Genomic DNA, 14,836 nt, shown 5'->3' with positions numbered 1-14,836 from the left:
CGGCCATCACTTTCAGGCCGTTGACCTTGGCCTTGGCGACGATGGCCGGGCCCAGGGACACGTCCGGTGGGCAGATCACAAAACCCTTGGCGCCGTTGGCGGCCAGGCTGTCGATGGCCGAGAGGGTTTTCTCGCCATCGGGCACGGCGATCTTGATCACCGTGAAGCCATGCTCCTTGCCGGCTTTTTCGGCAAAGGCCCATTCGGTCTGGAACCACGGCTCTTCGGCCTGCTTGACCAGAAAACCGATCTTCACTTCTTCAGCAGCCAGCAACAGGCCGCTCAAGCTCATGGCCGAGACCGCCACAGCGGCGCAGCACAGGGAACGCAAACCACGACGATGATTCATACGGGTGACTCCTTGTTGTTGTTTTAGGTAGAGCTTTGTAGGAGCAAGCTTGCTCGCGAAAAACCCGAGGGCGACGCGTTCATTCAGCATGAACGCGTTATCGTTGACGTTTTTCGCGGGCAAGCCCGCTCCTACAGGTTATCCAGCGAAGCGGTGACAGGGTTTGCCTGGCACATCGACTTCAATCGCCAACAGCGCACCGTCCAAAGGGTGGTCCAAGGGACTCGCGGCACTGGTGATATACAAGGTGGTGAGGCCGGGCCCACCGAACACGCAGCTGGTGGGACGGCTGACCGGCAGTTCAATGATGCGATCCACTTCACCCGAGGGCGTCAGACGCAGCAAGCAACTGCCGTCCCAACGGGCATTCCAGATGTAGCCCTCGCTGTCCATGGCTGAGCCGTCCGGCCCACCGCGCTCGTGGGGTGCAAACCACACCTGGGCGGGTTCGAGCTGGCCGTCGGCCTGGATCGAATGCTGATAGAGCGTGCCGTCCATGCTGTCGCCGAAGTGCACCTGGCTGCCCTCCTCGTTCCAAAGCAAGGTGTTGGGAATGCCCAGGCCGGTCAGCAACGGCGTGACGCGCGCATCGGCATCGACACGAAACAGGCCACCGGAACGCCGGGTGATGGGCAGGTCTTCGCCCTGCTCACCGATATTGTTCTGCATGGTGCCCAGCCACAGCCGGCCCTGAGCATCGCAGCGCGCTTCGTTGCCACGGTTGCCCGGCTGCGGGTCGGCCACGCACAGCAGGGTCAGCGCTTTCGTCGCCAGGTCCAGGCGGTACACGCCGCTGCTCAAGGTCACCAACGCATCGCCGCTTTCACACGGAATAAACGCCGAGACATGCTCGGGCAACTGCCACACCTGCAACTGCCCGTCCATCCAGCGCAGAGCCTGTTTGGCGGCGATATCCACCCAATAAAGCGCCTGGGATCGAACATCCCAGAACGGCCCTTCGCCCAACCGCGCACGGTGTGGGGTGACTGCGCTCAACGACATGAAACCTCCTGATGACTTACAGCGATTCTCGAGACGGTGCGCCATCCACCAAGCGCTGGATACGCAACGGGTTGGCGTTTTTCAACGCGTCGGGCAGCAGGCTATCAGGGTAATTCTGGAAGCACACGGGGCGCAGGAAACGGTCGATGGCCAGGGTGCCGACCGAGGTGCCCCGGGCGTCGGAGGTCGCCGGGTACGGCCCGCCGTGCACCATCGAATCGCAGACTTCCACCCCCGTGGGGTAACCATTGAGCAGGATGCGCCCGACCTTCTGCTCCAGCAGCGGCGTCAGCTCGGCGAACTGTTGCAGGTCAGCCGGTTCGCCGATGATCGTGGCGGTCAACTGGCCGTGCAGCCCACGCAGGGCGGCGCCGAGCTGGGCCTGGTCGGCCACTTCGACAAACACCGTGGTAGGCCCGAACACCTCTTCTTGCAGCACTTCGTCGCCGTCGATCAACAAGCGTACATCCGCCTTGAACAGTTGCGGTTGAGCCTGGTTGCCCGCTTGCGCGCTGCCCGCCAAATGCTGGACGCCCGGGTGAGACAGGAGTTTTTCCAGACCCTTGCCGTAGCTGGCCAAAGTGCCGCTGTTGAGCATGGTTTGCGCCGGTTGCTCACCGATCAATTGCGCGACCTGCTGCGTAAACGCGGTGAACGCAGGCGTTGCGATACTGATCACCAGTCCGGGGTTGGTGCAGAACTGGCCGCAGCCTTGCACCACCGAGGCGGTGAGGTCGCGGGCGACGCTCTCGGCGCGCGTTTGCAGGGCCTGAGGCAGCACGATGACCGGGTTGATGCTCGACATTTCGGCAAATACCGGGATCGGTTGCGGGCGTGCGGCCGCCATATCGCAGAGAGCGCGACCGCCCTTGAGCGAACCGGTGAAGCCCACCGCCTGGATGGCCGGGTGCTTGACCAGCGCTTCACCGACACCGCCGCCGAAGATCATATTGAACACGCCCGCAGGCATTTCGGTAGTTTCGGCTGCACGGATAATCGCATCGGCCACGCGCTCGGCGGTCGCCATGTGCCCGCTGTGCGCCTTGAACACCACCGGGCAACCGGCGGCCAGCGCAGCGGCGGTGTCACCACCGGCGGTAGAAAACGCCAGGGGAAAGTTACTGGCGCCGAACACGGCCACCGGGCCCAGGCCGATACGGTATTGGCGCAGGTCCGGGCGCGGCAGCGGCTGGCGATCCGGCAGGGCTTTGTCGATACGCGCGCCGTAGAAATCGCCACGGCGCAGCACGGTGGCGAACAGGCGCATCTGGCCGCTGGTACGCCCGCGCTCGCCTTTGATGCGGGCGGCCGGCAATGCGGTTTCGCGGCAGACCAACTCGACAAAATCATCACCCAGGGCGTCCAGTTCATCGGCCACCGCATCCAGGAACTGCGCACGCCGTGCGGCGCTCAAGGCGCGGTAGGCCGGGTAAGCGGCCGCTGCGGCTTTGGCGGCGGCATCCACCTCTTGTGGGGTGGCCTGGAAGAAATCCTGTGGCAAGGCTTCGCCGGTGGTGGCATCGATACTCTGCAGCTTGACACTGCCGTTGGCGCTGCGCTGGCCGCCGATGTAGTTGTGGCCGAGAAACTGGGTCATGGAGATCTCCTTAAAGGGTGGTGACTTGGCCGGGTTCGAATACCGCGTCCACCGTGCCGATACCGTTGATCAATGGCGCACCGAATTCGGCCTGGCTGATCTGGAACACATCGCCCGGTTGGGTACGTATACCGTCGGCGAATGACAGGGTGGCGGTGCCGAAGAAGTGAATATGCACATCGCCCGGTTTGAGGAACTGGCTGTATTTGAAGTGGTGGTATTCAAGGTTTTCCAGGCTGTGGCACATGTTGGCCTCGCCGCTGAAGAACTCGTTCTGCCAGATCACTTCGTCGTTACGCAGGATGCGGCTGGTGCCGGCCAGATGCGCGGGCAACTCGCCCACGCGCAGCTCCGGGCCATAGCTGCAACTGCGCAGTTTGGAATGGGCCAGGTACAGGTAGTTCTTGCGCTCCATCACATGGTCGGAGAACTCGTTGCCCACCGCGAAGCCCAGGCGATACGGCTTACGGTCGTGACCGATCACGTAGAGGCCGCCAATTTCCGGCTCTTCGCCGGCGTCTTCGGCAAACGGCGGCACCGGGAAGGCTGCGCCTGGGCGCACGACGATGCTGCCGTCGCCCTTGTAGAACCACTCCGGTTGCACACCGGCCTGGCCAGCCGCGGGTTTGCCGCCTTCCACGCCCCATTTGAAGATGCGCATGGTGTCGGTCATCGCACTGTCGTCACCGGCCTGCTGGTGCATCTTGTCGCGGGCCGAGGCACTGCCCAGATGGGTCAGGCCGGTGCCGCTGATCAGCATATGGGCTGGGTCCGGGTGGTCCAGCGGCGGCAGGATTTTCAGCTCGGCCAGCAGCGCCGCGTAGTCATGACTGGCGCCCAGGCCCAGGCTCTGTACCTTTTGCTGCAAGTTAACCCCGGCTTCGATGGCGGCCAGGGCCAATTCGCGCACGCTGTGTGCGCCCTGCACTTCCCGCAGGGTGTTGCCTCCCACCACGCCGACGCGGCGCTCACCGTTGCTCAACTCGAACTGAACTAAACGCATACAGGTTCTCCTGGATTTAAGTACGTGTGGCGCCACGGGCGCTGGCGGCAAATTGATCGACGGGCAGGACGTGCTTGCGCTCCAGCAAGCGGTAGACCACAAAGGTCAGCAGCAAGCCGAACAGCATCACGCCGCACAGGAAATACAGGCCCGAGGCCAGGTTGCCGGTGTATTCCTTGAGCGCGCCGATCACGAACGGGCCGATATAGCCGCCAAGGTTGCCCACCGAGTTGATCAAGGCGATGCCGGCCGCCGCGCTGGCTCCGGCAAAAAACCGCCCTGGCAAAGTCCAGAACACGGCGGTGCAGGAAAACATCGCAAACGCCGCCAGGCACAGCGCAGCCATCTGCAGCACCGGCACACTCAGCCAGGCGCTGCAAAACAGGCCGATGGCGCCGAGCACATAGAGCACGGCGAGGTGGCCGTAACGGTCGTTCAAACGATCGGAACTGCGCGGGATGATCAGCAGGCCGATGATGCCGAAGATATACGGCACCGCAGAGATGAAGCCGGTGGTGAGGTCGCTGCCACCGAACTGCTTGATCAGGGTCGGCAACCACAGGCCCAGGCCGTAGATGCTCAGGGTCACCGGCAAATAGAACAGTGCCAGCAGCAGCACGCGTTTGTCTTTGAGCGCATGCAGCGGGTTGCCATGCCGGGTCTGCCCGTAGGCTTGCAGGTCTTTTTCCAGCTCACCGGTAAGCCAGGTCTTCTCTTGCTCGCTCATCCAGTTGACCTGTTTGGGACCGTCGGGCAGGTAGCGCAGCACCGGCCAGGTCAGCAGGATCGCCGGGGTGCCGATCACGATAAACAGCCACTGCCAGCCGTGCAGGCCGAGGATGCCGTCCATGCCGAGCAAACCGCCGGACACGGGGCCGGTGATCATCATTGCAATGGGTTGGGAGAGAATGAACAGCCCGAGGATCTTGCCGCGATGGCGCACCGGGAACCACTGGGTGATGTAGTACAGCACGCCAGGAAAGAAACCGGCTTCCGCCGCGCCCAGCAGAAAGCGCATCACGTAGAAACTGTGCGGCCCTTGCACGAAGGCCATACCGATGGTGATGGCGCCCCAGGTAATCATGATGCGCGCGAACCAGCGCCGTGCGCCGAAGCGGTCGAGCATCAGGTTGCTGGGGATCTCGAACAGAAAGTAGCCGATGAAAAACAAGCCTGCGCCCAAGCCATAGGCAGCATCACCGATGCCGACGTCGGCGCCCATGTGCAACTTGGCGAACCCTACAGCGGAACGGTCCACATAGGCGATCAGGTACAGCAGGATCAGGAAGGGAATCAGTTTCAGCGTGATGCGCCGAATAAGCCGCAGTTCCTGGCTCATGGGGGTCGATCTCCGATTGTTGTTTTTATAGAAGCTCGGGGGACGCCTCTCGCGAAATCCGCCAGGGTCATACCTCAGTTGAGAAAGACTATATAGTATGACTATTTGCAAAACAACACTTCCAAAGCAGCGATTTTGCGCTTATGTTTAAGCACGCATAGAACATATAGTCATACAATAAGAGAATCGATCATGCCTGACAAAAAGCCCGGCCTACGCTCCGCCCAGTGGTTTGGTACCGCCGATAAAAACGGCTTCATGTACCGCAGCTGGATGAAGAACCAGGGCATTGCCGACCACCAATTCCATGGCAAGCCGATCATCGGCATCTGCAACACCTGGTCGGAGCTGACCCCATGCAACGCGCATTTCCGCCAGATCGCCGAGCACGTCAAGCGCGGCGTGATCGAGGCCGGCGGTTTCCCGGTGGAGTTCCCGGTGTTCTCCAACGGTGAATCCAACCTGCGCCCTACCGCGATGCTGACCCGCAACCTGGCAAGCATGGATGTGGAAGAAGCGATTCGTGGCAACCCGATTGACGGTGTGGTGCTGCTGACCGGCTGCGACAAAACCACCCCGGCGCTGCTGATGGGCGCCGCCAGTTGTGATGTCCCGGCTATCGTGGTCACCGGCGGGCCGATGCTCAATGGCAAACACAAGGGCCAGGACATCGGCTCGGGCACGGTGGTGTGGCAGCTGAGCGAGCAGGTCAAGGCCGGCACCATCACCCTGGATGACTTCCTCGCGGCCGAAGGCGGTATGTCGCGCTCGGCGGGCACCTGCAACACCATGGGCACCGCATCGACCATGGCGTGCATGGCCGAGGCACTGGGCACGTCCCTGCCCCACAACGCGGCGATCCCGGCGGTGGATGCGCGGCGATATGTGCTGGCGCATATGTCCGGTATGCGTGCGGTCGAGATGGTGCGCGAAGACTTGAAGCTGTCGAAGATCCTCACCAAAGAAGCGTTTGAAAACGCGATTCGCGTAAACGCAGCCATCGGCGGTTCGACCAACGCGGTGATTCACCTTAAAGCCATCGCCGGGCGCATCGGCGTGGAGCTGGACCTGGATGACTGGACCCGCATCGGGCGCGGTATGCCGACCATCGTCGACCTGCAACCCTCGGGGCGCTTCCTGATGGAAGAGTTCTACTACGCCGGCGGCCTGCCTGCCGTGCTGCGTCGCCTGGGTGAGGCCAACCTGATCCCCCACCCGAACGCCTTGACCGTCAACGGCAAGTCCCTGGGCGAGAACACCAAGGATTCACCGATCTACGGCCAGGACGAAGTAATCCGCACCCTCGACAACCCGATTCGCGCCGACGGCGGCATCTGCGTGTTGCGCGGCAACCTGGCGCCGTTGGGTGCGGTGCTCAAGCCATCCGCCGCCAGCGCCGAACTGATGCAACACCGTGGCCGTGCGGTGGTGTTCGAAAACTTCGACATGTACAAGGCGCGCATCAACGACCCGGAGCTGGACGTGGACGCCAACTCGATCCTGGTCATGAAGAACTGCGGCCCCAAGGGTTACCCAGGCATGGCGGAGGTCGGCAATATGGGCCTGCCGGCCAAACTGCTGGCCCAGGGCGTGACCGACATGGTGCGTATTTCCGATGCACGCATGAGCGGCACCGCCTACGGCACGGTGGTCTTGCACGTGGCCCCGGAAGCCGCTGCCGGCGGGCCGTTGGCGACTGTAAAGGAAGGTGACTGGATCGAACTTGATTGCGCCAATGGCCGCCTGCACCTGGACATCCCCGACGCCGAGCTGGCGGCACGCATGGCTGATCTGGCGCCACCGCAAAAGTTGATCGTTGGCGGCTATCGCCAGCTGTATATCGACCATGTGCTGCAAGCCGACCAGGGCTGCGACTTTGACTTCCTGGTGGGCTGTCGCGGAGCAGAAGTCCCACGGCATTCCCACTAATTGGGATGCTATGATGCGGCGAATCTAAGCCAGAGCCTGCCCGTCGTTATGGATCACCAGCCGCCCAAGCCGCGCAAGAGCCAGCATGCCCAGATCGTTCAGGACCTGGGTATGCACATCGTTTCCGGTCGCTTCAAGCCCGAAGAACGGTTGCCCATGGAAGCCACGCTGTGCGAGGAATACCAGGTCAGCCGTTCGGTGTTGCGCGAGGCGACGCGGGTGCTCAGCGCCAAGGGCCTGGTGTATTCCAAGCCACGGGTGGGCGCGGTGGTACGGCCACGCTTGAAATGGCACCTGCTCGACCCGGATGTGCTGTCCTGGTTGATGCAGTCCACGCCCCACAGTGAGTTCTTCAACACCCTGGCCGGGGTGCGGCGCATCCTCGAACCGGAAATCGCCGCCATGGCCGCGACCACCGCCACCGATGAAGACATCGCCACCATCGAACATGCCTACCAGGGCATGGAAACCGCCAAGACCCACGAGGACCTGTTGCAGGCCGACCTGGACTTCCACCGGGCGATTGCCGACGCCACCCGTAACGACCTGCTCGCCTATATGTGCAACATGCTCTCGCTGCCGCTGCGCGAGTCGATCAATATCACCAACCGCCGCCCGGATATCCAGGGCCTGAGTCTGCCGCGGCACAAGGCGATCCTGACGGCGATCCAGAACCGCGATGCCCTGGGCGCACGGCATGCGTCGCTGGTGCAACTGGATGACACGCGGGTGGCGCTGGATACGGTGATGAATGTGTTGACGCCTTTGTAATCCGCGCTGGCGCACTCATTCCTGATTGTTACTGTTGTTGTTGGCTCTGGGGCAAGTGTTATCACCCTCTTTTTTCAGCGCCAGCACTGCCTGTCGCTCAGACAACAAATGCGTAATGGCCCCGCCGATAGCGGCGGAAATAAGCGCCAGGGCCTCTTTGGGCAGATTGATCGCCGCCCAGGTCAACCCGCCGATCAGCAGGATGACAAACAGGATGTTGAAGCGCGACACGCCGAGTTTGATCGAGCGCACGATATCGGAGGTGTCTTGCATTTTTTCGAAGCGTTTGAGGTTTTCAAACTTGCGCACCGATTCAAGCGTTTCCAAATAGTGTGTTTCGGCCCTCTTCAGTTTCTTGATCACATCGGCCTCCGTCATGACCTCCTCGATCTCGATCCTGACCAGGCTGATATTGGCCGCTGGCCGACTCAGGATTTCCGAACTCAACGAACTCTCGGCAAGCTCGGCCAAGAGATACGTGTATGACGTCTCGCTGATCTCCTTGGCATATTTTTGCATGGCTGAGGTGTAGCACTTGGTGGCGTACCGGGTGAACAGCCGTTCGGCATCGTTGGTTTTTTTAATCAGTTCATCGGTTTCACTGGCCAGTTCCCGTTCCATTTTTAATATCCCTATTAAGCGTGGCTTCGAAAAGCAATAAGCGCCGACTACTACGCTGACACGTTAGCGGCAAACATCCCTCGCGCGGCCTTCACTGTCTACTGTCAAACCTGACAGTAGCGCACATGAAAAGGTGTGAGGGAGCTTGCTCCCACGCCTGTGTAGGAGCGAGCTTGCTCGCGAAAAACTCACAGGCGCGGCTTTTATTCAGGAAGCTTGCGCTATCGTTGACGATTTTCGCGAGCAAGCTCGCTCCTACAGAGGGCGAGCCTACATTTGGAACCGTGTACAGCGTCAGAGGGTGTAGGCGATTCCGACCTGCACTGTGCGTGGCGCACCGGGATACGCGTAGATATTGCCGAACGCGCCTTCCTCATACTCGCGGTTGAACAGGTTCTTCACGTCCAGGTTCAGGCGCACCTGCTCGTTGACCTTGTAGTAACCCAGCAGGTCGACCACGGTGTAGGCGTCCATCGAGAAGGCCGTATTGGCAGTCTGGCCGGCGCGCTGGTCGACGTACTTGCCGCCCGCGCCCAGGCCCAGCCCTTTCAGTGCGCCGTCCTGGAACTCGTAGACGTTGAGCAGGCTGAAGCTGTTGCGCGGGATGTTCATCAAGCGCGTGCCGGAGCGCAGCGTGGTGTCGCGGGTCACTTCGGCGTCCACGTAGGCGTAACCGCCAATCACACGCCACTCGGGTGTGAGGTTGCCCGCCACGTTCAGGTCAAATCCGCGGCTGCGCACCTGGCCGGTCGCGACATTGAGAGTGCTGGTGGGATCAGCCGGGTCGATGGCCAGCACGTTTTTCTTTTCGATCTGGTAGATAGCGGCGTCGACGCTCAGTTGGCGGTCAAGTGCTTCCCACTTGATCCCCATCTCGTAGGACTTGCCTTTCTCCGGCGCGAAACCACCGCCTTCGCGGCTGGCGCCGGTGTTGGGCTTGAACGAACGGGCGGCGTCGGCATAAACCGCGACGGTATCGGTGAGGTCGTAGATCACGCCCACACGCGGGGTGACGGCGTTGTCGGCGGCCTGCCAGTTTTTATCGCGTGACACATAGTTTTCGTAATCATGCTCAAAGCGTTCGAAGCGCGCACCGGCCAGCACTTTCAGACGTTCAGTGAGAGCAACCTGGTCCTGTACAAAAGCGGCGTAGGTCTTGAGGTTTTCTTTGTCGTGGGTCGGCGTACGGGTCAGTGCCGGACGGGGTTGACCGTACACCGGGTCAAAGATGTCAATTGGATAGGTGCCGGCATCAGCGCTTGAACGCTGAATAATCGACTTATAGTCGTAATCCTCGTACTCGATACCGGTGAGCAAGGTGTGATCGAACCCGCCGGTGGAGAAGTGGCCGGTCAGATTGAGCTGATAGTCCTTGTCGGTCCATTCCAGCTTGCGGTAGTTGAAGTTGCGTTGCAGGGTCCGGCCATCGGCGCCCAGACTACCCGGCCCGTTGGCCTCAATGGCGTTGCCCTTCAGGCTGCCGTCCAACCATTGGAAACCGCCGCCCAGGGTCCAGTTGTCGTTAAGCGCGTGCTCGAAACGCAACTGCGCCATGTTGTTGTCGTTGTGCAGTTTGCCGGCATCCTTGTCGCCCCAGAATGTATCGCGCGAGGGGGTGCCACGCTGGTTGGGGAAACGCGTCAGGCCGCGGTCCAGCGGGTGGTTGTTGCGCATGAAATCGCCTTCGAAGGTCACCTTGGTGTCATCGGTGGCCTGCCAGGTGACCACCGGCGTCACGCCGTAGCGCTCGGTCTCGACATGATCACGGAAGGTGTCGCCGCCCTCGCCCACTACGTTGAGGCGATACGCCAGGCGGCCCTCTTCGTCCAGCGGGCCGGACGCATCCAGGGTGCCGCGTTTCATGCCCTGGTCATTCAACTGGCTGCCCAGGGTTACGGTGCGTTCGGCCAAGGGTTGCTTGGACACCACGTTGAACGTGCCACCGGGGTCGCCACGGCCGTAAAGCATGGTCGCAGGGCCACGCAAGACCTCAAGACGTTCGATGGTGTTGGCATCCGGCATGTTCGGGTAACCGCGGTTGATCGGGAAACCATTGCGGTAGAACTCACCGGTGGTGAAGCCACGCACGGTGAAGGTGGTCAGGCCCTGGCCGCCAAAGTTGTTGGCGCGGCCCACGCCGCCGGCATAGTCAAGGGCATCTTGCAGGCGTGTTGCGCCGATATCCTCGACCACATCTTTGGAGACCACGCTGATGGACTGCGGGGTTTCATGAATGGAGGTGTCGGTGCGCGTCGCACTGGCTGAACGGGTGGCGTGGTAGCCCTGGACCGGGCCTTGCGCCGTCTCGAAGTCCGCGGTGGCAGTCACATTGGTGGCTTGCAGTTCGATACTGGCTTTTTCAGCAGGGGCATCCTCTGCCCAGGTGAAGGGGGAAAACGCCTGAAGCACACAGATTGAAATCAGGGTACGACGCATGGATGTAAACCTAGTGAATGAGCCAGATGGGGCGGCAAACCTGCCAATAATTCGCCGCGCATCATATCTCAGCGCATTCTCGTTTGATATCGGTTCTCATTTGTTATTTTTCGAGTATCGGCGTTGTAACAAGCGGCGAAAAAAAGCCACTCAATCGAGTGGCTCATATCACCGGCTGGCTGGCCTCAACGGTAGCGTTCCAACCAATGCGCGTAAGGCGCCGGCAAGGTCCAGGACGACTTGTCCACGCCCAGCTCCTTGGCAGCAAAATACGCCCAATGCGGATCGGCCAAGTGCGCACGCCCTACCGAAACCAGATCCAGGTGACCGGCCTGCAGCGCGCCTTCGGCCAGTTGCGGAGTACCAAAACCCCACGCCGAAGTCACCGCAATACCGGCCTCACGGCGCACACGCTCAGCGATTGGCCCCATGAACGCCGGACCCCACGGGATGTTGGTGTCGGGGATGGTGAAGCCGACACTGACGCTCAACAGGTCCAGGCCACCGGCCTTGAAGCGGCGCGCCAGTTCGATGGATTCGGTAAGTGTCTGCTCGTCGCGGCCGTCGTATTCGATCACGCCAAAGCGTGCGGTCAGTGGCAGGTTTTCCGGCCAGACTTCACGCACGGCGGCCAGGGTTTCCAGGAGGAAACGGCTACGGTTATCGAAGCTGCCACCGTAGGCATCGGTGCGCTGGTTGGAGTGCTCGGAGAAAAAGCTCTGGCCCAGGTAACCGTGGGCGAAGTGCAGCTCGATCCATTCAAAACCGGCATCGCGGGCGCGACGGGCGGCATCGACGAAGTCTTGCTGGACGCGGGCGATGTCTTCCAGGGTCATGGCACGCGGCACGTTGGGCAAATTGGCGCCAAACGCAATGGCCGACGGCGCGATAGTTTCCCAACCGCGGGCATCGGACGCCGGGATGTGGTCATCGCCTTCCCATGGGCGGTTCGCGCTGGCTTTACGGCCCGCGTGGGCGATCTGGATGCCCGGCACCGAACCTGCGGCCTTGATGGCCTTGACCATCGGCACGAACGCCTGTGCATGGGCATCGCTCCAGATACCGGCGCAGCCAGGGGTGATACGTCCTTCCGGCGCGACTGCCGTGGCCTCGACCACCAGCAGGCCGGCGCCGCCACGGGCCATGCCGGCCAGGTGCACGTGGTGCCAGTCGTTGACCATGCCGTCCTCGGCCATGTATTGGCACATCGGCGGGATGGCAATGCGATTGCGCAAGGTAACGTCTTTGAGTTTGAACGGTTCGAACAAGGCGGACATCAGATACTCCGAGAGAAGGGTGTGTGATTCGATAGTTCGATGGTAATCGAACTATGGTATTGAACGCTACCCCCCTGTTATGATCCGCCCCATGCGAGCCTTCAAACACCCTACCCTGCAAGAATTAACGCTTGAGCGCGTGCTTTACGCCCTGAGCGACCCCGTGCGCCTGGACATCGTGCGCTGCCTGGCCGGCGTGGCCGAAGCCACCTGTGGTGAACTGGACGGTGGGCGGCCCAAGTCCAGCATGTCCCACCACTTCAGGGTGTTACGTGATGCCGGCCTGGTACACACGCGCAATGTGGGCACCACCCATATGAACTCGTTGCGCCGTGAAGAGCTGGAAAGCCGCTTTCCCGGCTTGCTGGCGAGTGTTCTCGCGCAGTCCTAGCCGGGGCTTGGCCTGTGTAGGAGCGAGCTTGCTCGCGAAAAACGTCAACGATGACGCGTGCTTTCTGAATAAACGCGGCGCCTGTGGTTTCTTCGCGAGCAAGCTCGCTCCTAAGGCCCTCTTCAGGACGCCACAGGTTGCAGCCGCGCGCCATTAAGGTGCACACAGTCCTTGCCATTGCGCTTGGCACCGTAGAGGTTTTTGTCCGCCATCTTGAGCACCGCCGATAGCTCGTCACCTGGTGTGAAACGTGCCATGCCGGCACTGCAGGTGTAGTTGTGAGGCGCGGCGACACTTGAGCGTATGGCCTGCAACAAATCCATCACGAAGTCGCGGGCGAAGCGCGGGTCATCGTCCTGCAACAACACACCGAATTCTTCCCCGCCGATCCTGCCAAAGCTGTGGCTGCCGTTGGCGTTTTTCAGGCACACGGCCATGGCTCGCAGGATCTTGTCACCGACATCGTGACCGTACAGGTCATTTTTTGCCTTGAAGCTGTCGATATCCAACATGATGAAGTAGCCAGCCTGGCCACTGTCGAGCAACTGTTCGAAGCTTTGCATAAAGGCACGACGGTTAAGGATGGAGGTCAAGTAATCGGTCTCGGCCAAGGCGCGAAACTCGCTTTCCACCAACAACACCGAACGCAGGTTCTTCAAATACGAATAACTCAGGATAAAACCGATAGAGACCGACGATGCACAAAATATCAGCAGATAAGCCTGTGTCCCCGCATATGTATCGGCCTGCATCGGCGACCATAAGATGAGCCAGACCAACAGCGCGCCGACCAGATAGTCCTGAACACTGATAAACAAGATAGCGCTGCCGACCACCAGGGTGACGGCCAGGGGCAAACCGTAGATACGCAATTCCTGATTCAAGCCAATCACATAGGCAAACCCCACCGACAACATCACGATGTAGGTAACTCCCAGCACTCGCCACAACAGGAAGTTGGCGGTTCTGCAGTGAAACCGGCACACCAGCAACAAGCCAATGGTGACGCCCAACATCGACAGGTCGAACTGCATGGCCGGATGAATCAACCAAATACCGATCCAGGCAATGATCCCGATCCACTCCGCTTGCGTCACCGCAGGCGACAACAACCTGCGCATCCTGGGCCTTAACTTCAAGTTAGCAGGCATCCTTACGCTCCCATCTCAATAGCATGCAGGCCCAGCGCAAATGAAAAGGCCATAAAGCGTTTTACCAGGCTGACGAAGGGCGGCAGCACTTCCAACCGGGTCTTGGAGTGAGCTTTGAAATACCCCTTCTCGACGCCCTCCTGGACCATTCGAATAATGTGGGTCTTGGACACGGAAAGTTGCTTGGCCAAGGCCAGGTAGGACGATGACCGGAACGTGGCCCGGTCATTTTCCGGTGCGAAGGCATCGTTATAGATGGCCAACATCAACAGGTGCCCGGCGTCTCTTTTCACCAGCCAATAACACTCGGGTAGCAGAACATCCACCGTAAGATCGGCGTCGAGAATAATGGCAAAACCCTTGAAATAGAGCGACAGGAAGCCACGGTCATCCAACTCGCGCATTTGCCGGAAAATCGCCCTTTCAGGGTACAGCCGCGCCAATGACTCGGTGAGCGAGGTCAACATCAGACGCGCTTCACGACAGGCCTCATCCGACGGCGCGTAAACCCGGAAGCGACTGTCTTCCGGGTGCGGTGCAACCTCCATGAAGCCCAGCGCCCGCAATAACAGGAACATCGATTCCAGGCTGTTTTTCGAACAATACCTGCGCGTCACACACAGGGTTTTAACTTCCGACAATAACGGTACGGGTGTGGCGAAGTATTCACTCAATAACGCAAACGACACCATCAAACGGCTGTATTTAAGTGCACTCTTGTAGAAAAACGGCCTTCGGGAATAGGGCACGAGCAGCACGTGGTAATGCGCTCTCAGGCACGATTCAAAATCCTTATGACGTTCGAGCGCTTGCGCGGTATTACACATAGCCGACTTCAACGAACTGACACGCATGAAAGAGCCCTGATCATCCAACTTGATTCCACTGATCTCAGCTACGAAATCCCTGCAGCCCGGCCCCAAAACAAAATCACGTGGTAAACCCTGCGGTTAATGGCTTTTTGCCTCGA

Annotated in this window: 13 protein-coding genes; 3 read left to right on the top strand and 10 right to left on the bottom strand. The window is 60.5% G+C overall.

Annotation, left to right across the window (positions count from 1 at the left end; all coding sequences use genetic code 11):
• The 5 genes from TX23_RS22900 to TX23_RS22880 form a co-directional block, all read right to left on the bottom strand.
• Positions 1 to 349 (bottom strand): substrate-binding domain-containing protein (locus TX23_RS22900; protein WP_157243941.1); only part of this gene is annotated, 349 nt, incomplete at its 3' end.
• Between the two features lie 138 nt (positions 350 to 487).
• Positions 488 to 1,351: an SMP-30/gluconolactonase/LRE family protein gene (locus tag TX23_RS22895; protein WP_057704153.1), complete on the bottom strand. Its 864-nt coding sequence runs from the start codon at positions 1,349 to 1,351 to the stop codon at positions 488 to 490.
• Positions 1,352 to 1,367: 16 nt separating this feature from the next.
• On the bottom strand, positions 1,368 to 2,948 hold the full coding sequence (locus tag TX23_RS22890) for an aldehyde dehydrogenase (NADP(+)) (protein ID WP_057704152.1): 1,581 nt from the start codon (positions 2,946 to 2,948) through the stop codon (positions 1,368 to 1,370).
• 10 nt (positions 2,949 to 2,958) lie between these two features.
• Positions 2,959 to 3,951: an AraD1 family protein gene (gene araD1, locus TX23_RS22885; protein WP_057704151.1), complete on the bottom strand. Its 993-nt coding sequence runs from the start codon at positions 3,949 to 3,951 to the stop codon at positions 2,959 to 2,961.
• 16 nt (positions 3,952 to 3,967) lie between these two features.
• The gene (locus TX23_RS22880; protein WP_057704150.1) at positions 3,968 to 5,290 is read right to left on the bottom strand and encodes an MFS transporter; all 1,323 of its coding nucleotides are present in this window, start codon (positions 5,288 to 5,290) and stop codon (positions 3,968 to 3,970) included.
• 192 nt (positions 5,291 to 5,482) lie between these two features.
• Between TX23_RS22880 and TX23_RS22875 the strand changes: the two genes are divergently transcribed.
• Positions 5,483 to 7,219, top strand: a complete 1,737-nt coding sequence (locus TX23_RS22875; RefSeq protein WP_057704149.1) for an IlvD/Edd family dehydratase — start codon at positions 5,483 to 5,485, stop codon at positions 7,217 to 7,219.
• A gap of 48 nt (positions 7,220 to 7,267) precedes the next feature.
• Positions 7,268 to 7,990, top strand: coding sequence for a FadR/GntR family transcriptional regulator (locus TX23_RS22870; RefSeq protein ID WP_057704148.1), 723 nt, complete (start codon positions 7,268 to 7,270; stop codon positions 7,988 to 7,990).
• A gap of 15 nt (positions 7,991 to 8,005) precedes the next feature.
• Here the strand turns inward: TX23_RS22870 and TX23_RS22865 are convergent, their stop codons facing one another.
• From TX23_RS22865 to TX23_RS22855, 3 genes are all read right to left on the bottom strand, one after another.
• Positions 8,006 to 8,611: a hypothetical protein gene (locus TX23_RS22865; RefSeq protein WP_057704147.1), complete on the bottom strand. Its 606-nt coding sequence runs from the start codon at positions 8,609 to 8,611 to the stop codon at positions 8,006 to 8,008.
• A gap of 294 nt (positions 8,612 to 8,905) precedes the next feature.
• Positions 8,906 to 11,047, bottom strand: a complete 2,142-nt coding sequence (locus tag TX23_RS22860) for a TonB-dependent siderophore receptor (RefSeq protein ID WP_057704146.1) — start codon at positions 11,045 to 11,047, stop codon at positions 8,906 to 8,908.
• A gap of 185 nt (positions 11,048 to 11,232) precedes the next feature.
• Positions 11,233 to 12,324, bottom strand: a complete 1,092-nt coding sequence (locus TX23_RS22855; RefSeq protein WP_057704145.1) for an NADH:flavin oxidoreductase/NADH oxidase — start codon at positions 12,322 to 12,324, stop codon at positions 11,233 to 11,235.
• A 91-nt stretch (positions 12,325 to 12,415) separates the two neighbouring features.
• Here TX23_RS22855 and TX23_RS22850 point away from each other — a divergent pair, with 91 nt between their 5' ends.
• Entirely contained in the window at positions 12,416 to 12,715 is a 300-nt protein-coding gene (locus TX23_RS22850) for an ArsR/SmtB family transcription factor (RefSeq protein WP_057704144.1), read from the top strand.
• 122 nt (positions 12,716 to 12,837) lie between these two features.
• Here the strand turns inward: TX23_RS22850 and TX23_RS22845 are convergent, their stop codons facing one another.
• Positions 12,838 to 13,866, bottom strand: coding sequence for a GGDEF domain-containing protein (locus TX23_RS22845; RefSeq protein WP_057704143.1), 1,029 nt, complete (start codon positions 13,864 to 13,866; stop codon positions 12,838 to 12,840).
• 2 nt (positions 13,867 to 13,868) lie between these two features.
• Complete coding sequence (locus TX23_RS22840; RefSeq protein WP_186561871.1) at positions 13,869 to 14,720, bottom strand: hypothetical protein; 852 nt, start codon at positions 14,718 to 14,720, stop codon at positions 13,869 to 13,871.
• Positions 14,721 to 14,836: the final 116 nt, after the last annotated feature.

The sequence above is a fragment of the Pseudomonas paralactis genome (assembly GCF_001439735.1).
Taxonomy (GTDB): Bacteria; Pseudomonadota; Gammaproteobacteria; order Pseudomonadales; family Pseudomonadaceae; genus Aquipseudomonas; species Aquipseudomonas paralactis.
The sequence above is the reverse complement of the archived record's forward strand: the minus strand, read 5'-3'. Positions and strand labels throughout refer to the sequence as shown.